The sequence below is a fragment of the Thermus sp. genome, from assembly GCF_056332225.1.
In genome coordinates this window covers 1-21,517 of record NZ_JBWGQW010000014.1, presented here as the reverse complement: position 1 = coordinate 21,517, position 21,517 = coordinate 1, and the positions used below count along the sequence as shown (strand labels likewise).

Annotated in this window: 22 protein-coding genes and 1 pseudogene; 14 read left to right on the top strand and 9 right to left on the bottom strand. The window is 68.0% G+C overall.

All coding sequences use genetic code 11. The features are described from left to right. The first annotated feature begins 48 nt into the window (after positions 1 to 48). Positions 49 to 477, top strand: a complete 429-nt coding sequence (locus tag AC01Y6_RS04430) for a hypothetical protein (protein ID WP_347240849.1) — start codon at positions 49 to 51, stop codon at positions 475 to 477. Between the two features lie 114 nt (positions 478 to 591). On the opposite strand, the gene gyrB is transcribed toward AC01Y6_RS04430, so the two are convergent. Next, positions 592 to 2,496, bottom strand: a complete 1,905-nt coding sequence (gene gyrB / locus AC01Y6_RS04425; protein ID WP_476670404.1) for a DNA topoisomerase (ATP-hydrolyzing) subunit B — start codon at positions 2,494 to 2,496, stop codon at positions 592 to 594. Positions 2,497 to 2,635: 139 nt separating this feature from the next. Between gyrB and AC01Y6_RS04420 the strand changes: the two genes are divergently transcribed. Next, positions 2,636 to 3,019, top strand: a complete 384-nt coding sequence (locus AC01Y6_RS04420; RefSeq protein WP_347240851.1) for a hypothetical protein — start codon at positions 2,636 to 2,638, stop codon at positions 3,017 to 3,019. On the opposite strand, the gene AC01Y6_RS04415 is transcribed toward AC01Y6_RS04420, so the two are convergent. Further along, on the bottom strand, positions 3,006 to 4,292 hold the full coding sequence (locus AC01Y6_RS04415; protein ID WP_476670403.1) for an N-6 DNA methylase family protein: 1,287 nt from the start codon (positions 4,290 to 4,292) through the stop codon (positions 3,006 to 3,008). The two genes, AC01Y6_RS04420 and AC01Y6_RS04415, sit on opposite strands and share 14 nt — an antisense overlap. Further along, positions 4,293 to 5,480 carry a glycine C-acetyltransferase gene (locus AC01Y6_RS04410; protein ID WP_476670402.1) on the bottom strand — a complete coding sequence of 396 codons (1,188 nt, stop codon included), beginning with the start codon at positions 5,478 to 5,480 and terminating at the stop codon, positions 4,293 to 4,295. It abuts the gene before it with no gap. Between the two features lie 64 nt (positions 5,481 to 5,544). Here AC01Y6_RS04410 and AC01Y6_RS04405 point away from each other — a divergent pair. The 8 genes and pseudogenes from AC01Y6_RS04405 to trpD form a co-directional block, all read left to right on the top strand. Then, positions 5,545 to 5,730 (top strand): annotated as a pseudogene (locus tag AC01Y6_RS04405) (transcriptional regulator); the annotation flags it as partial. 220 nt (positions 5,731 to 5,950) lie between these two features. Next, positions 5,951 to 6,586: a CsgG/HfaB family protein gene (locus tag AC01Y6_RS04400; RefSeq protein ID WP_476670401.1), complete on the top strand. Its 636-nt coding sequence runs from the start codon at positions 5,951 to 5,953 to the stop codon at positions 6,584 to 6,586. Between the two features lie 80 nt (positions 6,587 to 6,666). After that, entirely contained in the window at positions 6,667 to 7,326 is a 660-nt protein-coding gene (locus AC01Y6_RS04395) for a GntR family transcriptional regulator (RefSeq protein WP_347240855.1), read from the top strand. Further along, positions 7,323 to 8,246, top strand: a complete 924-nt coding sequence (locus AC01Y6_RS04390; protein ID WP_428715667.1) for a proline dehydrogenase — start codon at positions 7,323 to 7,325, stop codon at positions 8,244 to 8,246. Before AC01Y6_RS04395 ends, AC01Y6_RS04390 begins: the two co-directional genes overlap by 4 nt. Before the next feature lie 16 nt (positions 8,247 to 8,262). After that, positions 8,263 to 9,813 carry an L-glutamate gamma-semialdehyde dehydrogenase gene (gene pruA, locus AC01Y6_RS04385; RefSeq protein ID WP_347240857.1) on the top strand — a complete coding sequence of 517 codons (1,551 nt, stop codon included), beginning with the start codon at positions 8,263 to 8,265 and terminating at the stop codon, positions 9,811 to 9,813. 154 nt (positions 9,814 to 9,967) lie between these two features. Further along, the gene (gene trpE, locus AC01Y6_RS04380; RefSeq protein ID WP_428721563.1) at positions 9,968 to 11,356 is read left to right on the top strand and encodes an anthranilate synthase component I; all 1,389 of its coding nucleotides are present in this window, start codon (positions 9,968 to 9,970) and stop codon (positions 11,354 to 11,356) included. A 90-nt stretch (positions 11,357 to 11,446) separates the two neighbouring features. After that, positions 11,447 to 12,028, top strand: a complete 582-nt coding sequence (locus AC01Y6_RS04375) for an anthranilate synthase component II (protein ID WP_428720286.1) — start codon at positions 11,447 to 11,449, stop codon at positions 12,026 to 12,028. Continuing rightward, positions 12,016 to 13,014, top strand: a complete 999-nt coding sequence (trpD, locus tag AC01Y6_RS04370) for an anthranilate phosphoribosyltransferase (RefSeq protein ID WP_476670398.1) — start codon at positions 12,016 to 12,018, stop codon at positions 13,012 to 13,014. The genes AC01Y6_RS04375 and trpD overlap by 13 nt, the downstream gene beginning before the upstream one ends. Here trpD and AC01Y6_RS04365 read toward each other — a convergent pair. The 6 genes from AC01Y6_RS04365 to AC01Y6_RS04340 are packed head-to-tail and all read right to left on the bottom strand — an operon-like array spanning position 12,981 to position 17,532. Then, on the bottom strand, positions 12,981 to 13,544 hold the full coding sequence (locus tag AC01Y6_RS04365; RefSeq protein ID WP_476670397.1) for a Uma2 family endonuclease: 564 nt from the start codon (positions 13,542 to 13,544) through the stop codon (positions 12,981 to 12,983). The genes trpD and AC01Y6_RS04365 overlap by 34 nt on opposite strands. A gap of 20 nt (positions 13,545 to 13,564) precedes the next feature. After that, positions 13,565 to 14,791: an adenylosuccinate synthase gene (locus AC01Y6_RS04360; protein WP_476670396.1), complete on the bottom strand. Its 1,227-nt coding sequence runs from the start codon at positions 14,789 to 14,791 to the stop codon at positions 13,565 to 13,567. A 32-nt stretch (positions 14,792 to 14,823) separates the two neighbouring features. Continuing rightward, positions 14,824 to 15,492 (bottom strand): queuosine precursor transporter, encoded by a 669-nt coding sequence (locus tag AC01Y6_RS04355; protein ID WP_476670394.1) that lies wholly within the window; start codon positions 15,490 to 15,492, stop codon positions 14,824 to 14,826. Next, on the bottom strand, positions 15,489 to 16,025 hold the full coding sequence (gene hpt, locus AC01Y6_RS04350; RefSeq protein ID WP_347240865.1) for a hypoxanthine phosphoribosyltransferase: 537 nt from the start codon (positions 16,023 to 16,025) through the stop codon (positions 15,489 to 15,491). The genes AC01Y6_RS04355 and hpt overlap by 4 nt, the downstream gene beginning before the upstream one ends. A 5-nt stretch (positions 16,026 to 16,030) precedes the next feature. Further along, positions 16,031 to 16,747 (bottom strand): pseudouridine synthase, encoded by a 717-nt coding sequence (locus AC01Y6_RS04345; protein WP_476670393.1) that lies wholly within the window; start codon positions 16,745 to 16,747, stop codon positions 16,031 to 16,033. Further along, positions 16,744 to 17,532, bottom strand: coding sequence for an enoyl-CoA hydratase/isomerase family protein (locus AC01Y6_RS04340; protein WP_476670392.1), 789 nt, complete (start codon positions 17,530 to 17,532; stop codon positions 16,744 to 16,746). Before AC01Y6_RS04340 ends, AC01Y6_RS04345 begins: the two co-directional genes overlap by 4 nt. Before the next feature lie 35 nt (positions 17,533 to 17,567). Here AC01Y6_RS04340 and truB point away from each other — a divergent pair, with 35 nt between their 5' ends. From truB to AC01Y6_RS04320, 4 genes are all read left to right on the top strand, one after another. Then, positions 17,568 to 18,506, top strand: coding sequence for a tRNA pseudouridine(55) synthase TruB (gene truB / locus AC01Y6_RS04335; RefSeq protein WP_476670391.1), 939 nt, complete (start codon positions 17,568 to 17,570; stop codon positions 18,504 to 18,506). A gap of 1 nt (position 18,507) precedes the next feature. Then, on the top strand, positions 18,508 to 19,617 hold the full coding sequence (ald, locus tag AC01Y6_RS04330) for an alanine dehydrogenase (protein WP_476670390.1): 1,110 nt from the start codon (positions 18,508 to 18,510) through the stop codon (positions 19,615 to 19,617). Between the two features lies 1 nt (position 19,618). Beyond that, positions 19,619 to 19,960 carry an Asp23/Gls24 family envelope stress response protein gene (locus tag AC01Y6_RS04325; RefSeq protein ID WP_428720836.1) on the top strand — a complete coding sequence of 114 codons (342 nt, stop codon included), beginning with the start codon at positions 19,619 to 19,621 and terminating at the stop codon, positions 19,958 to 19,960. Further along, positions 19,953 to 21,517 (top strand): DAK2 domain-containing protein (locus tag AC01Y6_RS04320; protein WP_347240872.1); only part of this gene is annotated, 1,565 nt, incomplete at its 3' end. The genes AC01Y6_RS04325 and AC01Y6_RS04320, both read left to right, overlap by 8 nt.

Here is a 21,517-nt window from a genome sequence, read left to right as displayed (position 1 = left end):
GGCCAAAAGCCATAGACCCGCCCGTTCCCTTTAGGGTACGCTCTTTCGGTGGTGCACCTCCTGGACCTCTCCGGGGTCTACTTTGAGCCTCTGGAGCCCCACCTCCTCCGGCTTCTTTCCGAGAGGAGCGGCGAGCCCCTCTTTTACCTCTCCCAGGCCTTCTACGGGCTTCTGCCCCGCCTCAAGGAGGAAGGCCCGGGGGTTCTGGAGGCCCTGTTTCCCGGGGCTTCCCGCCTTTACCCCTTGGCCTTTCGGCGGCGGCCCCACGCCTTCCCCGAGCCCTTCTTCCTGGTTTCCGACTGGCCCCCTCCCGAGGGGGTTTCCGCCTTTTTCCATCCGGAAAAGATCCAGGCCCTCGCCCTGGCCCTCGAGGCCCTGGGCCTTCCCCCCGAGGGGGTGCGCTACTGGGACGATAACCCCCTATGGGTGGAGCGGGCCCGCGCCCTCGGGGTGAGGGCCGAGCTCTTCCGGCCCTAGGGGGGCGCCCTTCGGGGCCCCCGCCCTTTGGGGAAGGAGGAAAACCCCCGCCCAAACCGGGGGCGTGGGGACCCCTTTTCCGGGCCCCCACGCCTTGGGCTGGCATAGGGGGTATTAGACGTCCAGCTCGGCGTAGCGGGCGTGCTCCTCAATAAATTCCCGCCTCGGGGCCACCTCCTGCCCCATGAGCTTCTCAAAGAGCTCGCTGGCCTCGAGGGCGTCCTGGAGCTCCACCCGCTTTAAGACCCGCTTCTCGGGGTTCATGGTGGTCTCCCAAAGCTGTTCCGGGTTCATCTCCCCCAGGCCCTTGAAGCGCTGGACCTCGTAGCTCTTTCCTTCCAGCTCCTTGAGGCGGGCCTGGAGCTCCTCGTCGGAGTAGAGGTACTCCACCTTCTTCCCCACCTGCAGGCGGTAGAGGGGGGGCTGGGCGATGTAGACGTGGCCCCGCTCAATGAGGGGGCGCATGTAGCGGTAGAAGAAGGTGAGGAGAAGGGTGCGGATGTGGCTCCCGTCCACGTCGGCGTCGGTCATGATGATGATCTTGTGGTAGCGGAGGCCCTCGAGGTCAAAGTGGGCCTCCCCATCCCCCCCGATGCCCACGCCGATGGCCGAGACCATGGCCCGCACCTCGGCGTTCTTCAGGGCCTTGGAAAGCCCCGCCTTCTCCACGTTGAGGATCTTGCCCCTAAGGGGCAGGATGGCCTGGAAGCGGCGGTCCCGGCCCTGCTTGGCGCTTCCCCCCGCCGAGTCCCCCTCCACGATGAAAAGCTCCGCCTCCTCGGGGTTTTCCGTCTGGCAGTCGGCGAGCTTTCCGGGAAGCTCGTCGGACTCCAGGGGGTTTTGCCTGCGGACAAGCTCCCTCGCCTTCCTCGCCGCCTCCCGGGCCTGGGCGGCCCTTAGGGCCTTCTCGTAGATGGTCTTGGCGATGCGGGGGTTCTCCTCCAGGATCTCTAGAAGCCTCTCGTAGACCACCTGGCCCACGGCGGTCCCCGCCTCGGGGTTCAGGAGCTTCCCCTTGGTCTGCCCCTCAAACTGGGGGTTGGGAAGCTTCACCGAGACCACGGCGTAAAGCCCCTCCAGAAGGTCGTCCCCCGTGGGCTGGGGCCCTTTTTCCTTGTTGAGGCCCGCCTTCTTGGCGTACTGGTTCAGGGCGCGGCTGTAGGCGGACTTGAAGGCGGTGAGGTGGGTGCCCCCGTCCCGGGTGGGGATCATGTTGGCGTAGGTGAGGATCTCGGCGTTGTACCCCTGGGTGTGAAGGAAGCCCACCTCCACCTCCACCTCCCCGTGGGTGCCCCGGATGAGGAAGGGCTTCTCGTAGAGGAGATCCTCCCCCTCGGCCAAGGCCTTGGCGAAGGAGGCCACGCCCCCCCGGTCCTGGAAGACCTCCTCCTTGCCGTGCTGGCGGTCCTGGAAGACGAGCTTGAGCCCGGCCACCAGGTAGGCCACCTCCCGGAGGCGGGCCCGGATCTTGCTCGGGTCAAAGCGGAGGTTCCCGAAGATCTCGGGGTCGGGCTTGAAGGTGACCCGGGTTCCGGTCTTCCCCCTGGGGGCCTCGCCCACCACCCGGAGGGCTTCTGTGACCTCGCCCCGGCTGAAGGCGATCCGGTAGTGCTTCCCCTCGCGGAAGACCTCCACCACGGTCCACTCGGAAAGGGCGTTCACCACGCTCGCCCCCACCCCGTGGAGCCCCCCGGAGACCTTGTAGGCGCCCTGCTCAAACTTGCCCCCGGAGTGGAGGGTGGTGTAGATGACCTCCACGGCGGGCTTCCCCTCCTCGGGCATGAGGTCCACGGGGATGCCGCGGCCGTTGTCCTCCACGGCGAGGGAGCCGTCCTCGTTGAGGCGCACCAGGATCTCCGTGGCGTAGCCCGCCAGGGCCTCGTCCACGGCGTTGTCCAGGATCTCCTTGAAGAGGTGGTGGTAGCCCTCCACCCCCGTGCCGCCGATGTACATGGCCGGGCGGTGGCGGACCCCCTCCAGGCCCTTGAGCACCTTAATGGCGGAAGCGTCGTAGCTCACCCCTTCAGTATACCACAACCGGAGTGGGGTTTTTCCCCTTGCGAAGGAGGCTCTCCCCGCCTGGGCCCGGAAAGTTTATCGGACTGGGGCCAGCGTATCGGCGCTTCCCGCCCGGGCGTTCCCCGGGTATCCTGCCCTCATGGTTGGGATCTTCCTGCACGCCTCCTTGGGCCTTTTCCTCCTGGTTGCGGTGCCCGCCTTGGCCCTCGTGGGCCTCTTTGGCTTCTTCCGCCCCCTCCCTTCCCGCTTCTACGCCTTTCTTCGGGGGGTGGCCTGGGCGGCCATCCTCCAGGTCCTCTTGGGCTTTCTCCTCCTCCCCCAGGGCCTCAGGCCCAAGGACGGCCTCCACCTCCTCTACGGCCTCCTCCTGGCGGCGGGGCTCCACTACCTGGGGGGCCTCGAGCCCGGAGGGTGGCTCCACCGCGGCCTGAAAGACCCCCCGAAGCGCCCCGAGCTTTTCGTGGCCTTGGGACTCCTCTTCTCTTTGGGGCTCGTCCTCCGGGCGTACTTCACAGGCCGGTGAGGGCTTCCTGGGCCACCCTTTCCCAGCGGACTGGGCTTGTGTGGAAGCCATATTCCCTCCTCAGGGGAAGCCTTTCTAGCATCCTCAGCGTCAGGTGGGGTACGAAGTCCCGATAAAGGGTCCTAACGTGCGCCTGCATTTCTTCGGAGTTTAACCATTGCGCCAGGAGCAAGGGATCTAGCCTCACACCTTCCTTGGGGAGAAGGTGGAACTCCTCCCGCCAGGGATAGGCCCTTTCGTCCCAAGCGGCCACCACCTTGGTCCCCTTGGTGTGGGCCACCACCAGGTGGGGCGTGGCATAAAAGTCCCTGAGCTCCTTGGCCCTCTCCTTGGGCATCCAAAGGCCGGAGTGATTCTTCTCGTAGTCTATCCAGCCTGGCTTGAGATTCCTTCCCGTGAGGACGGGCACCAGGCCTGGCCCCGGTTCCCTTTGGACGGCGGGGTGCCTTTTGAACTCCGGGCTCCTCGCGGCGAAGCGTATGCGGAAGAGCTTGCCGAGGGGCGTTCCGGAGGCTTCCAGCCTTCGGGTTTCCTCGGTTTCGAAGCGAACCATCTCCCCTCGCCAGTCGGGGTACTCTTCCCAAAGTGCGGGAACGAACTCCCCCCCCTCCCGCTTCGTGTCCCAGAGGGCAAGGCCCTTTCCTCCCTTCTGGAATCGGAGGACCACGGCGCTCACCCTTCTTCCGGGGAAGACCTCGCCCAGGTAGTACACCTCCACCCTTCCCTCCTGGGCCAAAAACGCCCTAAGGAGGGAGAAATCGTCCAAGACGAGCCACGTGGCGGGGACCACGAAGACGAGCATCCCGCCAGGTCTTAGAAGCCGGACGGACTTCTCTATGAAAGCCCCATACAGGTTGTATTTCCCCCTCCAGGTGGAAAAGGCCTTCTTGTAGAGGCCCTTGACCTCTTTGAGGACGTGGATGGGGTACTTGCTGGCCTCTCCTACAATACCGTAGGGCGGGTTCCCCAGGACCAGGTCGAAGGCTTCCCCAGGCGGCTCCCAAAGGAGGAAGTCCGCCACCACCCCTTCCGCCCAAGGGGGAAGGTCCAGGGCGGAGGGGTCGATCTCCACCCCGAAGAAGCGGTAGCCCGTCCCGTGGGTTTCACGGAAGGCCCTTAGGAAAGGCCCATGGGCGCAGGCGGGCTCCAGCACCCTTCCCCCTTTCGGGGCCTCGGCCAGGCCCACCATGAAGCGCACTACCTCGGGGGGCGTTTCCACCCGGCCCAGGCTCCGCCCGGAGGGCGTGGGAGGGAGGGAAGGGGGGAAGAACATTTAGCGGATTATACCGAGCCTCCTGCCCACCTTCTCGTAGGCCTCGAGGGCCCTATTCAGCATCTCCTTCGTGTGGGCGGCGGTGACGATGTTGCGGATCCTCGCCTTGCCCCGGGGCACGGTGGGGAAGCCGATGCCCACGGCGAAGACCCCCTCCTCCAGGAGGAGGCGGCTCGCCTCAAAGGCCAGGGGCGCCTCGCCGAAGAGGACCGGGGTGATGGGGGTCTCGCTCCCCAGGGTGTCGTAGCCCAGGCGGGCGAGCTCCCGCTTGAAGTAGCGGGTGTTCTCCCAGAGCCTTTCCACCCGCTCGGGTTCCTTCTGGATGAGCTCTAAAGCCCCGAGGAGCGCCCCCACCACCGCGGGCGGGTGGCTCGTGGAGAAGAGGAAGGGCCTCGCCTTGTTGACGAGGAGCTCCTTGAGCTCCAAGGCCCCCGCGGCGTACCCCCCGATCCCCGCCCAGGCCTTGGAGAGGGTGGCCACCTGGACCACGTCGGGGTCCTGGTGGAAGCCGAAGTGGTGGACCGTCCCCTTCCCCATCTCCCCCAAGACCCCCGAGCCGTGGGCGTCGTCCACGTAGACCACCGCCCCGTACCGCTTGGCCAGGGGGACGATCCGGTCCAGGGGGGCGATGTCCCCGTCCATGGAGAAGACCCCGTCGGTGACGATGAGCTTGAGGCCGTCGGTGTCGTGGGCCTTGAGGAGCTCCTCCAGGTGGGCCACGTCGGCGTGGCGAAAGACCAGCCGGGTGGCCTTGGTGAGGCGGAGGCCGTCGATGATGCTGGCGTGGTTCAGCTCGTCGGAGAAGACCAGGTCCCCCTCCTGGAGGAGGGCCCCCAGCACCCCCTGGTTGGCGGTGAAGCCCGACTGGAGCACGAGGGCGCTTTCCGTCCCCTTGAAGCGGGCCAGGGCCTCCTCCAGCTCCAGGTGGTAGGGGAAGGTTCCGGCGATGGTGCGCACCGCCCCGCTTCCCGCCCCCCACCGCTCCAGGTACTGGCGGGCCCGCTCCTTGAGGTAGGGGTGGTTGGCGAAGCCGAGGTAGTTGTTGGAGGCGAGGTTCACCACCTCCCGCCCCTCCACCCGGGTGATGGGCTCCTGGGGGGCCTCGAGGACCCTGGGGCGGATATAGAGCCCCTCCCGCTTAAGCCTTTCCAGCTCTGCCTGCACGCGGGTCCGCAGGTCCAAGGCCATGGCCCTATCTAACCCCTCGGGCGCCCGGTTGTCCAGGGGCGCTTGTCCGCCCTCTCACGCTCTTTTGGGACTCCTTAAGGACTTCCCAGGCCGCACTGAGGCCGACTTCTACCTCTGGGTCATGGACCACCGCTACTTCCTGGCGAAGGAGCTCGGGGTGGACCCCGGCCCCGAGGGGGCGGCGAGGAGCCACGAGGTGCGATTTGGACCTTACTGGAAGCGGTGGGGGGATGGTTCAAAGAAATGCTAAAAAAGCCCTAGGCTAGAGAGGAAAAGCCGACATCATCACCCAAAAATCTTTCGTCAGGTTTGAGTGGGCTTGCTCTCCCTTTACTATATCTAATAGACTGTTCACCGACCCCCCCATGGGGGTGGATGAGCAAGGAGGTAAAGGTTTCGTGCGGAGGACCTGGCTTCTTCTGGTTGGAGCGGTAGTTTTGGGCGCTTGCGCACCCCAGGTAACAACCAAGGTGGACTCGGGGCTTTTCCCAGATAACCCCTACCTTGACTACACGGGGCCCCGGGCGAAGGTAGTCGTGGCTTCCTTTCCGTGCAAGGCAGAAAAGTGTGGCCCAGGTGTGGACTCCTCACAAGTGGGTGTGGCTATTCTGGGTAAGCTCTTCGGCGTTGAGGTTTCAACCAGTAAGGGTGACGTGGGCGCTGGCATATCCGATATGCTTATTACCGCCCTTATTAACTCCAATCATTTCATTGTTTACGAACGATCTGTGTTAGAGCAGCTGCAGAAGGAGAGCCAAATTGGTAACCAGGCCCAGCAGCTGCAAGGGGCGGAGATTTTGATAACTGGGACCATCACGGCCTTCGAAACAGATGCTGGGGGTACACGTGGCGGAGGCTTGATGGGAGGCCTCTTGGGAGTTTTGGGAGGAGGGCAGAAGAAAGCGTACGTAGCTGTGGATTTCGTAGCTGTGGATTTCCGTGCGGTTGATGTGAGGACGGGCGCCGTTGTGGCCGCTTTCCGGGTGGAGGGTAAGGCCCTGGCTGTAATGGTGAGCAAGGCCGTTGAGGAACTAATTCGTCGTATTCCGCCCTCTTACTTCAAATACGGCCCGGACGGGCAACCGTTGCCTCAGCCTGCTAAATAGCCTCAATAAAGGCCAGGGGTGGCCCTAGGAGCCGCCCTTGGCTTGACTTTTGGGTACGCTTGGTACATCCTGTATACAGGATGCAGACCTTGGGCTTCCGCCGCCCCAACCAGGTGCGCGAGGCGGTCTACCGCCACCTCAAGGACCTCCTCCTCTCGGGGCGCTTTTCCCCGGGGGAGAGGCTCTCCGAGCCCCTTTTGGCCCAGGACCTGGGGGTCTCCCGCACCCCCGTGCGGGAGGCCCTGATGCGCCTCGCCGAGGAAGGCCTGGTGGAGCTCGTCCCGGGGAAGGGGGCGAGGGTCAAGGCCTTCACCCCGGAGGAGGTGGAGGAGGTCTACGGGGTGCGGGCCCTTTTGGAGGGGGAGGCGGCCCGGGAGGCGGCCCTTAGGGCCACGCCCTGGGAGCTTGAGGAGCTTTCAGGGCTTCTTCGGGCCATTGACGAGGCCCCCCGGGAGGACTACCCCGAGCAGATGCGCCGGGACCTGGAGTTCCACCGCGCCCTGGTGCGGCTATCCGGGAACCGGACGCTTTACCGCCTCTACGAGGACCTCCTCGCCACCCTGGCCCTGGCCCGGAGCGCCCTCCCCACCCTCTCCCAGGACGAGGCCACGAGGCGGGAGCACCGGGCCATCCTCGAGGCCCTCTCCCGCAAGGACCCGGAAGGGGCGAGGCGGGCGGTGGAGGCCCACGTCTTCCGCTTCCGCGACCTGGTGGTGGGGCGGCTGAAAGGAGGGGTATGAACCTAGACCTGGCCTACCGGTCCTTTGTCCTGGAGGTGGCGGGCAACCCTCAGGTGGAGCGCCTTATTCGCACCCGGGCGAAGGGCCTGGTGCGGCGCTACGTGGCGGGGGAGACCCTGGAGGAGGCCCTGAAAGCGGCGGAGGCCCTGGAGCGGGAGGGCGTCCACGCCATCCTGGACCTTTTGGGCGAGATGGTGCGCACCGAGGAGGAGGCCCGGGCCTTCCAGCGGGGGCTTCTTGAGCTCGTCTGGGCCTTGGGGGAGAAGCCCTGGCCCAAGTACGTCTCCTTGAAGCTCACCCAGCTCGGCCTGGACCTCTCCGAGGACCTCGCCCTCTCCTTGCTCCGGGAGATCCTCAAGGAGGCGGAGGCCCGGGGGGTCTTCGTGCGGCTGGACATGGAGGACTCCCCCCGGGTGGAGGCCACCTTGCGCGTCTACAAGGCCCTGAGGGAGGAGGGCTTTTCCGGGGTGGGGATCGTTTTGCAAAGCTACCTCTACCGCACGGAGAAGGACCTTTTGGACCTCCTCCCCTACCGGCCCAACCTCCGCCTGGTGAAGGGGGCCTACCGGGAGCCCAAGGAGGTGGCCTTCCAGGACAAGCGCCTCATTGACGCCGAGTACCTGCACCTGGGAAAGCTCGCCCTTAGGGAGGGGCTTTACGTGGCCTTCGCCACCCACGACCCCAGGCTCATCGCCGAGGTGAAGCGCTACACGGAGGCCATGGGCATCCCCAGGGAGGGCTTTGAGTTCCAGCTCCTCTACGGGGTGCGCTCCGAGGAGCAGAGGAGGCTCGCCCGGGAGGGGTACACGGTGCGGGCCTACGTGCCCTACGGCCGGGACTGGTACCCCTACCTCACCCGGAGGATCGCGGAAAGGCCGGAGAACCTCTTCCTGGTCCTGAGGAGCCTGGTCTCCGGCTAGAGGAGGTGAAGTGAGGATGACGGTGGAACCTTTCCGGAACCAACCCATTGAGACCTTCCAGACGGAGGAGGCCCGGCGCGCCATGCGCGAGGCCCTGAGGCGGGTTCGCGGCGAGTTTGGCCGCCACTACCCCCTCTACCTCGGGGGGGAGTGGGTGGACACGAAGGAGCGCATCGCCTCCCTCAACCCCTCGGCGCCGAGGGAGGTGGTGGGGACGGTGGCCAAGGCGGGAAAGGCGGAGGCGGAGGCCGCCCTCGAGGCCGCCTGGAAGGCTTTCAAGACCTGGAAGGACTGGCCCCAGGAGGACCGAAGCCGCCTCCTCCTCAAGGCCGCGGCCCTCATGAAGAGGAGGCGGCGGGAGCTCGAGGCCACCTTGGTCTACGAGATCGGCAAGAACTGGGTGGAGGCCAGCGCCGAGGTGGCCGAGGCCATTGACTTCCTGGAGTACTACGCCCGCCAGGCCCTGAAGTACAAGTACCCCTCGGTGGAGGTGGTGCCCTACCCCGGCGAGGACAACGAGAGCTTTTATATCCCGTTGGGGGCCGGGGTGGTCATCGCCCCCTGGAACTTTCCCATCGCCATCTTCACCGGGATGATCGCCGGGCCGGTGGTGGTGGGAAACACCGTGGTGGCCAAGCCCGCCGAGGACACGGTGGTCATCGCCGCCAAGGTCTTTGAGATCTTCCACGAGGCGGGCTTCCCCCCGGGGGTGGTGAACCTCCTCCCCGGGGAGGGGAAGGAGGTGGGGGCCTACCTGGTGGAGCACCCCAGGACCCGGTTCATCAACTTCACGGGGAGCCTCGAGGTGGGCCTCTGGATCCTCCAGGCGGCTTCCCGGCTGGCCCCAGAACAGAGGTGGATCAAGCGGGTCTTCCTGGAGCTCGGCGGCAAGGACGCCATCCTCGTGGACGAGACCGCCGACCTGGAGGCCGCCACCGAGGGCATCCTCGTCTCCGCCTACGGCTTCCAGGGGCAGAAGTGCTCGGCGGCGAGCCGCCTCATCCTCACGGAGAAGGCCTACGAGCCCGTCCTGGAGCGGGTCCTCAGACGGGCGGAGAGGCTCGTGGTGGGCCCTGCGGAGGAGAACCCCGACCTGGGCCCCGTGGCCTCCAAGGCCCAGGAGGAGAAGGTCCTCGCCTACATTGAGATCGGCAAGGGGGAAGGGCAGCTCGTCCTCGGGGGGAAGCGCCTCGAGGGGGAGGGGTACTTCATCGCCCCCACGGTCTTCACCGAGGTGCCCCCCAAGGCCAGGATCGCCCAGGAGGAGATCTTCGGCCCGGTGCTCTCCGTGATCCGGGTGAAGGACTTCGCCGAGGCCCTGGAGGTGGCCAACGACACCCCCTACGGCCTCACGGGCGGGGTCTACTCCAGGAAGCGGGAGCACCTGGAATGGGCCCGGCGGGAGTTCCACGTGGGCAACCTCTACTTTAACCGCAAGATCACCGGGGCCCTGGTGGGGGTCCAGCCCTTCGGCGGCTTTAACCTCTCGGGCACGGACACCAAGGCGGGCGGTCCCGACTACCTCCTCCACTTCCTGCAGATGAAGACCGTGGCCGAGCGCTTCTAGGGCCGCCCCGGAAAACCCCTAGACCCCGCGAACCTTTTGGGCTATCCTGGGAGCATGACCCTGACCCTCCTTCGCTGGTGGCCCGGTTAGGCCCCGGGAGGGAGGCGGTCTTTCCCCCGGGGCGCACGCCCCGGGGCTTTCTTTAGGAGGCGGCATGGAGACCATAAGACCCTTTCGCAAAACCCTCCTGGCGGACCTGGAAACCCCGGTGACCGCCTACCTGAAGCTCTCCGAGAAGGCCCCGGTGAGCTTCCTTTTGGAGTCGGTGGAAAGGGGCCGGCAGAGCCGCTTCTCCATCGTGGGGGTGGGGGCCCGGCGCACCTTCCGCCTGAAGGACGGGGTCTTCACGGTGAACGGGGAGCGGGTGGAAACGGAAGATCCCTTGCGTGCCCTTTACGAGCGGGTCTATGCTCCCCTGGAGCGCCACCCCGACCTTCCCCCCTTCTTCGGCGGGGTGGTGGGCTACGCGGCCTACGACCTCATCCGCTACTACGAACGGCTTCCCAGCCTCAAGCCCGACGACCTGGGCCTCCCCGACCTCCTCTTCGTGGAGCCCGAGGTGGTGGCCGTCTTTGACCACCTCAAAAACCTCCTCCACCTCGTGGCCCCGGGAAGGGACCTCGAGGAGGCGGAAGGCCGCCTCGCCTGGGCGGAGAGGAGGCTCAAGGGCCCCTTGCCCGGGGTGCCGGGGGAGCGGGCGGGGGGGAGGGCCCGCTTCCAGGAGGACCTTTCCCGGGAGGCCTACCTCGAGGCGGTGGAGAAGGCCCTCCGCTACATCCGGGCCGGGGACATCTTCCAGGTGGTCCTCTCCTTGAGGCTCTCCTCCCCCCTCACCGTCCACCCCTTCGCCCTCTACCGGGCCTTGAGGAGCGTGAACCCGAGCCCCTACATGGGCTACCTGGACCTGGGGGAGGTGGTTTTGGTCTCGGCGAGCCCGGAAAGCCTCCTCCGCTCGGACGGCAAAAAGGTGGTCACCCGGCCCATCGCGGGCACGAGGCCGAGGGGGAAGGACGAGGAGGAGGACCGAAGGCTTGCCGAGGAGCTTCTCAAGGACGAGAAGGAGCTCGCGGAGCACGTGATGCTCCTGGACCTTTCCCGCAACGACCTCGGCCGGGTCTCGGCCTTCGGCACGGTGCGGGTCCTCGAGCCCATGCACGTGGAGCACTACTCCCACGTGATGCACCTGGTCTCCACGGTGGAAGGGGTCTTGGCCGAGGGGAAGACCCCCTTGGACGCCCTGGCCAGCGTCCTGCCCATGGGCACGGTCTCCGGGGCCCCGAAGATCCGGGCCATGGAGATCATTGAGGAGCTGGAGCCCCACCGCCGGGGGCCCTACGGGGGGAGCTTCGGCTACCTGGCCTACGACGGGGCCATGGACATGGCCCTCACCCTGCGCACCTTCGTGGTGGCGAAGGGGTGGATGCACGTCCAGGCGGGGGCGGGGATCGTGGCGGACTCGGTGCCGGAGCGGGAGTACGAGGAGTGCTGGAACAAGGCGCGGGCCCTCCTCAAGGCGGTGGAGATGGCGGAGGAGGGGCTATGATACCCCTCATGCCGGCCCCTGCCGGCATGGGGGCCCCGGTAAGGAGGCCTGGCAGGTGTTTCCGTTGGCGGAGCGAAGGGGAGAGAGGTTATGAGGGTCTTGGTGGTGGACAACTACGACAGCTTCACCTACAACCTGGTGCAGTACCTGGGGGAGCTTGGGGCAAGCCCCATCGTGTGGCGGAACGACCGCTTCCAGCTGGAGGAGGTGGAGGTCCTGGACCCGGACCGGATCCTCATCAGCCCCGGGCCCTGCACCCCCTTGGAGGCGGGGCTTTCCGTCCCCGTGATCCAGCGCTACGCCCCCCGCTACCCCATCCTGGGGGTCTGCCTCGGGCACCAGGCCATCGGGGCGGCCTTCGGGGGGAAGGTGGTCCCCGCCCCCGTTCTCATGCACGGCAAGGTAAGCCCCATCCACCACGACGGCACCGGGGTCTTCCGAGGGTTGCCGAGCCCCTTCCCCGCCACCCGGTACCACTCCCTGGCGGTGGAGGAGGTGCCGGAGGCCCTTTTGGTGAACGCCTGGGCGGAGGAGGCGGGGGGGCGGACGGTGATGGGCTTCCGCCACCGGGACTACCCCACCCACGGGGTGCAGTTCCACCCGGAAAGCTACCTCACGGAGGCGGGTAAACGCATCCTCAAGAACTTCCTGGAGGACCCATGGACGCGGTGAAGAAGGCGATCTTGGGCGAGGTCTTGGAGGAGGGGGAGGCCTACGAGGTCATGCGGGCCCTGATGGCGGGGGAGGTCTCCCCGGTGCGGGCGGCGGGGCTCCTCGCCGCCATGGCGGTGAGGGGGGAAAGGCCCCACGAGATCGCCGCCATGGCGAGGGCCATGCGGGAGGCGGCGAGGGCCCTTAGGGTGCATAGGCGTCCCCTTCTGGACATCGTGGGCACCGGGGGGGACGGGAAGGGCCTTTTAAACCTCTCCACCCTGGCCGCCCTGGTGGCGGCGGCGGGGGGCGTGGCCGTGGCCAAGCACGGGAACCGGGCGGCGAGCTCCAAGGCGGGGAGCGCGGACCTCTTGGAGGCCCTCGGGGTGAATCTGGAAGCCCCTCCCGAAAAGGTGGGGGAGGCCATAGAGGCCCTGGGCTTCGGCTTCCTCTTCGCCCGGGTCTTCCACCCCGCCATGCGCCACGTGGCCCCGGTGCGGGCCGAGCTCGGCGTGCGCACCGTCTTCAACCTCCTCGGCCCCCTCACCAACCCCGCGGGGGCCGACACCTACGTCCTAGGGGTCTTCAGCCCGGAGTGGCTTGCCCCCATGGCCGAGGCCCTGGAGCGGCTTGGGGCCCGGGGCCTCGTGGTCCACGGGGAGGGGGCGGACGAGCTCGTCCTCGGGGAGAACCGCGTGGTGGAGGTGGGGAAGGGGGCCTACACCCTCACCCCCGAGGAGGTGGGCCTGGGGAGGGCCCCCCTCGAGGCCCTGAAGGGGGGAGGCCCCGAGGAAAACGCGGCCCTCGCCCGCCGCCTCCTCAAGGGGGAGGAGAAGGGCCCCCTGGCCGACGCCGTGGCCCTGGCCGCGGGGGCCGGGTTCTACGCCGCGGGGAAGACCCCTTCCCTAAAGGAGGGGGTGGCGTTGGCCCGGGAGGTCCTGGCCTCGGGGGAGGCCTACCTCCTCCTGGAGCGCTACGTGACCTTCCTTAAGGGGAGTCCCCGGTAGAGCTCCTCCAGATCCAGGACCGCCCCTATGCAGGGAAGCTCTGCCTGGCCCTTTTCCACCACCTCGTAGCGCCAACCTCCGTCGGGCAGGCGGCGGTAGATCTCCACCCGCCTGGCCTCCTGGGCCACGAGGGCGTAGGCCTGAAGGCCGGGAAGCTCGCGGTAGCGGAGAAGCTTTTCCCCGCGGTCTATGGCTTCCGTTCCCGGGGAGAGGACCTCCACCACCAGGCAGGCGGTCTCCTTGAAGGGGGCCCCGTTTAGGGTTTCCTCGCAGGTGACGAAGAGATCGGGGTAGTAGGCGGCCTCGCCCACCTTGAGGAGCACGCCTTCGGCGAAGGCCTCGCACCCCTTCTCCTCGGCTTTGGGGAGAAGCTTCAGGAGGAGGCGGGTCACCAGGCGGTTGTGGATGTCCGTTCCCCCGGCCAGGGCGAAGACCAGCCCCTCCACCAACTCGTGGCGTTCGGGAGAGGAGGCCTCCAAGGCCAGGAACTCTTCAAAGGTGGCCCGGCGCAGGGGGGCGCTCCGGGGCATGGCTTTAGTATACGAGGGCGCTACACCCAGCTCACCGCTCCGAAGGTGTCCTCCCGCCTGGGGCTCGTGGAGAAGAGGACCACGGGGACCCCGGTGTATTCCTCCACGAGCTCCAGGTAGCGGAGGAGGTTTGCGGGGAGGTCCTCCCGGCGCTTCACGTGGGAGAGGTCGCCCCAGCCGGGGAGCTCCAGGTAGCGCACCGCTTCGGGCCTCGCCTCCCCGGGCCGGGCCCCGTCCAGGTACTCCACGGCCACCTTCACCTTGGGAAGCCCCGAGAGCACGTCAAGCTTGGTGAGCACCAGGCCGTCAAAGCCGTTCACCTCGGAGGCGTACCTCAGGGCCACCAGGTCCAGCCAGCCCACCCGCCTCGGCCTTCCCGTGGTGGTCCCGTACTCCCCGCCCTTTTCCCGGAGGTGGTGGGCGAGCTCCCCCTGGAGCTCCGTGGGGAAGGGGCCTTCCCCCACCCGCGTGGCGTAGGCCTTGGCCACGCCGTAGACCTTGGTGAGGGCCTTGTGGGAGAGGCCCGTCCCCACCAGGATCCCCCCCACGGTGGGGTGGGAGCTCGTCACGTAGGGGTAGGTGCCGTAGTTCAGGTCCAAAAGGGTGGCCTGGGCCCCCTCAAAGAGGAGGCGCTTCCCCTTCTTCCAGGCCTCCTGGAGGAGGGCCCCGGTGTCGGCGATGTAGGGGCCTAGGATCTCCCGCATGCGGCGCAGGTCGGCGAGGGCTTTTTCCTCCGTGTCCCAGCCCGCTTCCTTCGTGGAGTTGGGCTTCTCCAGGAGGAGGCGGCGCACCCTTTCTTTCAGGGTGGCCTCGTCCAGGAGGTCCCCGGCCCGGATCCCTACCCGCCTCGCCCGGTCGGAGTAGGCGGGGCCGATGCCGCGCCCCGTGGTCCCCACGAAGTTGTGGCGGCTTTCCACCTGCTTGTGGTGGGGGAGGACCAGGTGGGCCCGCTCCGAGACCAGGATCTTGGGGTGGAACCCCTCCTTCCGCAGGTTTTCCACCTCCTCCTGGAAGCGGAAGGGGTCAATGACCATCCCGTCCCCCAGGACGTTCACCGCGTGGGGGTGGATGACCCCCGAGGGGAGGAGGTTCAGCTTGAAGACCCGCCCCTCGGCCACCACGGTGTGCCCGGCGTTGGCCCCGCCCTGGTAGCGGATCACGTAGTCGGCTTCCCGGGCCAGGACGTCCACCACCTTGCCCTTGCCCTCGTCCCCCCACTGCGCCCCGATGATGGCGATCCCCGGCATCCCCCTAAAGCTTACGCCACTTCCTCCGGGGCTCAGGCCAGGCGGAAGGGGTTGAAGTCCGTGTCCCGGTCGTAGACGTCCAGGCCCTCGGCCCGCTTGAGGAAGCCCACCACGGCGTAGGTGAGGGGGAGCATGACCGCCTCCACCCCGAGCTTGAAGGCGTAGTTGGAGAGGAAGACGGCGAGGAGCACCTCGCTCGGGAAGACCCCGTAGAAGGCCACGAGGAGGAAGACCCCGGTGTCTAGCCCCTGGCCCACCAGGGTGGAGGCGAGGGCCCGGAGCCAGAAGAACCGCCCTCCGGTGCGCACCTTGAGCTTGGCCAGGACGTAGGCGTTGGCGAACTCCCCCAGGAGGTAGGCGAGGAGGCTTCCCAGGACGATCCTTGGGGTGAGGCCGAGGAGGAGGCCGAAGGCCTCGCCGAAGCGGCGGCTCTCCGCGTCTTCCGGCGTGGGAAGGGCGGCCACCGCCTGGAAGGTGAGGGTGGCGAGGAGGAGGGCGAAGAAGCCCGCCCAGATGACCCTGCGGCTTTTCCGGTAGCCGTAGACCTCGGTGAGGACGTCCCCGAAGATGTAGGCCAGGGGGAAGAGGAGGGTGCCCCCGTCAAAGGTGAAGGGCCCCAGGACCACGAGCTTGGTGGAGGCCACGTTGGAGACGAGGAGGACCGTGGCGAAGAGGGCGGTGAGCAGGTCCAGGTACCTCATTCCTCCTCCGGGCGGATGGAGGTGATGAAGGGCAGGTTGCGGTCAAACTGGGCCCGGTCCAGGCCGTAGCCGTAGACGTAGGCGTCCTCAATCTCAAAGCCCAGGTAGTGGATGGGGACCTCCACCTGCCGCCTCTGGGGCTTGGAGAGGAGGGCGGCCACGCGGAGGGAGGCGGGCTTGCGGGCCTCGAGGTAGTCCAGGAGGTAGGAGAGGGTGAGCCCCGTGTCCACGATGTCCTCCACCACGATCACGTCCCGGCCGTGGATGGGAAGGCGGAGGTCCTTGAGGAGCTCCACCTCCCCGCTGGACTTGAAGGCGTTCCCGTAGGAGCTGATGGCGATGAAGTCCAGGGTGAGGGGCAGGGGGATGGCCCGCACCAGGTCGGCCATGAAGATGAAGGCCCCGTTCAGGACGCAGATCAGGTGGGGGGTCTTGCCCTGGTAGTCCCGGGCGATCTCCCTCCCCAGCTCCTCCACCCGCCTCTTTATGGCCTCGGCGCTGATCTGCACCGGTCCGTCCCCCGGCGTGAACATGGCCCTTATTCTAACGGGCCTTTCCCCACCGCCTCCTCCAGGGCCCGCACCTCCTCCTCCGAAAGCCTCCGCCACTTCCCAGGGGGAAGGTCCCCGAGGCGGATGGGCCCCACCTTTAGCCTGAGGAGGCGCTTTACCGGGTAGCCCACCGCCTCGAGCATCCGCCGCACCTCCCGCTTGCGCCCTTCCCCCAGGACGAGGACCGCTCCCCCAGGGGCCGGGCGGCAGGCCAGGGCCCGGGCGGGGCCGTCCTCGAGGTCCACGCCCAGGAGGAGCCTCCTGCACGCCTCCTTGGGCAGCGTTCCCCCTTCCGTCCAGACCCGGTAGACCTTCCGCACCCCGAACCGGGGGTGGGTGAGGCGGTGGGTGAGGGCCCCGTCGTTGGTGAGGAGGAGAAGGCCCTCGGAGTCCCGGTCCAGGCGGCCCACGGGGTGGAGGCCGGGGATCTCGGGGAGGAGGTCAAAGACGGTCTTCTGGGCGTGGGGGTCTTGGCGGGTGGTGGTGTACCCTTGGGGCTTGTGGAGGGCGAGAACCACCCTTTCTTGGGGCAGGGCCACCCGCTTCCCGTCTACCTCCACGAGGTCTAGGGGTCCCACCTTCTGGCCGAGGCTGGCCACCAGGCCGTTCACCCGCACCCGCCCCTGGCGGATGAGGTCCTCCGCCTTGCGGCGGCTCGCCACCCCGGCTCGGGCGAGGAAGGCCTGGAGGCGGAGCGCCTTCATGGGAACTCGGGCGGGCGCTTCTCCTTGAGGGCCCTTAGGCCCTCCTCCAGCTCCTCTCCGGAAAAGCCCCAAAACTCCAGGGCCAGGGAGAGGTCAAAGTGGGGGAGGAAGCTCCGGTACCAGTGGTTGAGGGCGTGCTTGGTGTGGCTTAGGGCCTCCAGGGGGCCTTGGGCGAGCCTTTCCGCCACCTCCAAGGCCTTCTCGTAGACCCTTTCGTCCTCCACCGCTAGGGCCACGAGGCCCAGGCGCTCCGCCTCCTCCCCGGAAAGGGGCTCGTTCAGCAGGAGGTGGTACTTGGCCTTGGCCATGCCCACGAGGAGGGGCCAGAGGAGGACGGCGTGGTCCCCCGCCGCCACCCCGAGGCGGAGGTGGCCGTCCAGAAGCCTCGCCTTCTTCCCCACCACCGCGATGTCGGCGGCGAGGGCCAGGGCGAGCCCCGCCCCCACGGCCACCCCTTCCACCGCGGCCACCACGGGCCTCGGGAAGTCCAGGGGCCCGAGCACCAGCTCCCGCGCCTCCCGGAAGACCCGGAGGAGGGCCCTGCGGGAGGCCCGCATCTCCTCAATGAGGCCGAAGGAGCCCCCGGCGGAGAAGACCCCGCCCGCCCCCCTAAGGAGGACAGCCCGCAGGCCCTCCACCCCTTCCAGGTCCCGCCACACCCGGGCGAGCTCCCGGTGGGCGGCGGGCCCCAGGGCGTTCAGCTTCTCGCCCGCCAGGGTGATCTCCAGCACCCCGGGCCGGGGCCAGGCGAAGCTTAGGCTGGGATACCGCCCTTCCAGGTCCACCCTACCATTCTAGTGGGTGATACAATCCCTTAGGCATGGCCCTCTTTGCGGTGGACAAGCCCCTCCACCTCACCTCGCACGACGTGGTGGAGGAGGCGAGGAAGCGCCTCTCTACCCGCCGGGTAGGGCACACGGGCACCCTGGACCCCTTGGCCACCGGGCTTCTCCTTCTGGTCTCCGAGGAGACCACCAAGCTGGTCCCCTTCCTTTCCGCAGAGGACAAGGAATACCTGGCCTGGGTTTCCTTTGGGGCCACCACCCCCACCCTGGACGCCGAGGGGCCCATCAGCGAGGAGGCCCCGGTGCGCTTTGACCGCCGGGAGCTGGAGATGGCCCTGGCCTCCTTCCTCGGGGTCAAGGAGCAGGTGCCCCCCCTCTTCTCCGCCATCAAGGTGGGGGGGAAGCGGGCCTACGAGGCGGCCCGGGAGGGCAAGCCCCTGGAGCTTGGGCCAAGGCCGGTGCGGTACCTCGAGGTGGAGCTCCTCGCCCTAGACCCCGAGCCCACCCCCCACCCCATCGCCCCCTCGGCGAGGGGGTGGCGCTTGGCGGAGAAGGGGGGGCGGAAGGTGGAGCTTCCCAAGCCCTTGGGGCCTTACCCCACCGCCGTGGTGCGGCTCGTGGTGGGGCCCGGCACCTACGTGCGGGCCTTCGCCCGGGACCTCGGGGAGAGACTTAGGACCAAGGCCTTTCTCTCCGGCCTGGTGCGCACCCGCATCGGCAAAATCGGCCTGGAGCGGGCGGTGAGGCTTGGGGAGCTTGCCCCCGACAAGGCCATTCCCGAGGTGGACGCCCTTCCCTTTCCCGTGGTGGAGCTCTCCCACACCGAGGCCCGGCGGGTCCTGGAGGGCATTCCCCTCCCCATCCCCGCCCTGGGCTACGTGACCCTGGTGGACTCCCGGAGGCGGCTTTTGGCCATCGCCGAGGGGGACGGCTTCAAGCTCAAGATCAAGCGGGTTTTCGTGAAGGAGGTCTAGCATGGTGATCGGCGTACCCAAGGAGATCAAGACCCTGGAAAACCGCGTGGCCCTTACCCCCGGGGGGGCGGAAAGCCTGGTAAGGCGGGGGCATACCGTTTTGGTGGAGCGGGGAGCGGGGCTAGGCTCGGGCCTCACCGACGCCGAGTACGAGCGGGCGGGCGCCTTCTTGGTGAGCCGGGAGGAGGCCTGGGGGGCGGAGATGGTGGTGAAGGTGAAGGAGCCCCTGCCCGAGGAGTACGGCTTCCTGCGGGAGGGCCTCGTCCTCTTCACCTACCTGCACCTGGCCGCAGACCGCGGCCTCACCGAGGCCATGCTCCGTAGCGGGGTCACGGGCATCGCCTACGAGACCGTCCAGCTCCCCGATGGCTCCCTCCCCCTCCTCGTGCCCATGAGCGAGGTGGCGGGGCGCATGGCGCCCCAGGTGGGGGCCCAGTTCCTGGAGAAGCCCAAGGGGGGCCGGGGGGTCCTCCTCGGGGGGGTGCCGGGGGTGGCCCCGGCCAGCGTGGTGATCCTGGGGGGCGGGACCGTGGGCACCAACGCCGCCAAGATCGCCCTGGGGATGGGGGCCCAGGTGACCATCCTGGACGTGAACCACAGGCGCCTCCAGTACCTGGACGACGTCTTCGGCGGGCGGGTGGTGACCCTCGCCGCCACCGAGGCCAACATCAAGAAGAGCGTCCAGCACGCCGACCTCCTCATCGGGGCGGTCCTCGTGCCCGGGGCCAAGGCCCCCAAGCTCGTTACCCGGGACATGCTCCCCCTGATGAAGGAGGGGGCGGTGATCGTGGACGTGGCCGTGGACCAGGGGGGGTGCGTGGAGACCATCCGCCCCACCACCCATGCCGAGCCCACCTACGTGGTGGACGGCGTGGTCCACTACGGCGTGGCCAACATGCCGGGGGCGGTGCCGAGGACCAGCACCTTCGCCCTCACCAACCAGACCCTGCCCTACGTGCTGAAGCTCGCCGAGAAGGGGCTTCAGGCCCTCCTGGAGGACGAGGCCCTCCTCAAGGGCCTCAACACCCACAAGGGCCTCCTCACCCACCCCGGGGTGGCCGAGGCCTTCGGCCTGCCCTACACGCCTCCGGAGGAGGCCCTGAGGAGGTAGGATGCAAGGGCGGATCACCCTCACCGAGGGCGCTTTGGCCTCCCTCCTGGCCCTGGCGGCCCACGAGGTGCCGGGGGTGGTGGGGATGGCCCCGGCGGGTCTGAAGGAGCAGGTGGTGCGGATCCTGGGGCGGCAGGAGGCCAGCGAAGGGGTCCTGGTCCGCCCTGACCCCCAGGCCCCGGGGAAGTACCAGGTGGACTTTTACGTGGTGGTGGCCCCGGGGGTCCGCATCCCCACGGTGGTGGAGTCCCTGGCGGAGCGGGTGGGGTTCGCCGCAAAGAAGCTTGCCGGCGTGGAGCTCTCCCAGGTGCAGGTCCACGTGGTGGGGGTGGGGGGTGGCTAGCTGGGGACCTGAGGCCTTGGCGGAGGCCTTCCGCTACGCCACGGACTGGTTCGCGGTCTACGTGGAGGAGCTCAACGCCCTCAACGTCTACCCCGTGCCCGATGGGGACACGGGCACCAACATGCACCTTACCCTCCAGTCCGCAAGGCGCGAGCTGGACCTGGCCGACACCTCGAGGATGCCCGAGGTGGCCCGGGCCATCGCCTACGGGAGCCTCCTCGGGGCCCGGGGCAACAGCGGGGTCATCCTCTCCCAGATCCTCCGGGGCTTCAGCGAGGCCGTTCGGGAGAGGGAGGCCCTGGAGGCCCAGGCCCTGGCCGAGGCCCTGCGCCTTGGGGCAAAGACGGGCTACCGGGCGGTGATGCGCCCGGTGGAGGGGACCATCCTCACCGTGGCCCGGGCGGCCGGGGAGGGGGCCAGGGGGGAGACCCTGGAAGAGGTCTTGGAAAACGCCCTGAAGGCCGCCCGCGAGGCCCTGGAGAGGACCCCTGAGCTTCTGCCGGTCCTTAAGCAAGCGGGGGTGGTGGACGCCGGCGGGGCGGGGTACGTGCGTTTCCTGGAGGGCTTGAGGGGCTACGCCCTTAGGCTTCCCCTTCCCGAGCCCCCCAAGGTGGAACGCTACGCCCAGACCGCCTTCGCCACGGAGGCCTTTGGCTACTGCACCGAGTTCCTCATGGAGGGGGTGGAGGTGCCCATAGAGCGCATCCGTGAGGCCGTGGCCCCCTTTGGGGACTCCCTTCTGGTGGTGGGGGCCGAGGGCTACGTGAAGGGGCACATCCACACGGACGACCCCGATGGCCTTCTTTCCACCGTGGCCCGCTTTGGGCGCATGGTGCGCACCAAGGTGGAGGACATGGCCGAGCAGCACACGGAGATCCTGGCCATGGCGGGCCTCCTGGACGAGGCCCCTCCCCCCACGGGCCTGGTGGCGGTGGCCCTGGGGCACGGGGTGGCCCGGGCCTTCCGCAGCCTGGGGGCCAGGGTGGTGGCGGGCGAAAAGACCCAGAACCCCAGCGTGGAGGAGCTGCTTTCCGCCATCCGAAGCGTGCCCAACCCCAAGGTGATCCTCCTGCCCAACAACCCCAACGTCTTCCTGGCGGCGGAGCGGGCGGCGGCTTTGGCCAAGGAGAAGGGGAAGGAGGCCTTCGTGCTCAAGAGCCGCACCCTGGGCCAGGGCCTGGCGGCGGCGGTGCGCTACACCCCGGAAAGCCTTCCCGAGGAGCTCCTTCCCGAGATGGAGGAAGCCATGAAGGGGGCGGCGACCCTCGAGGTCACCTGGGCCAGCCGCGACGCCGAGGTGGACGGGCTCAAGGTCCTGAAGGACAAGCCCATCGGCCTCCTGGACGGGAGGCTCGTCCTGGTGGGGGAGACCCCGGAGGAGGTCCTCGAGGGCCTCATCCGCCTGGCCAAGGAGGGGAAGGAGGTCCTCACCCTTTTCCTCGGGCCCAACACCCCCAAGGAGAAGGCCGAGGAGGTGGCGGAAAAGTTCCCCGAGCTCGTGGTGGAAATCCTTCCCGGCGGCCCCGACCTCTACGCCTACCTGGGCGTGCTGGAGTA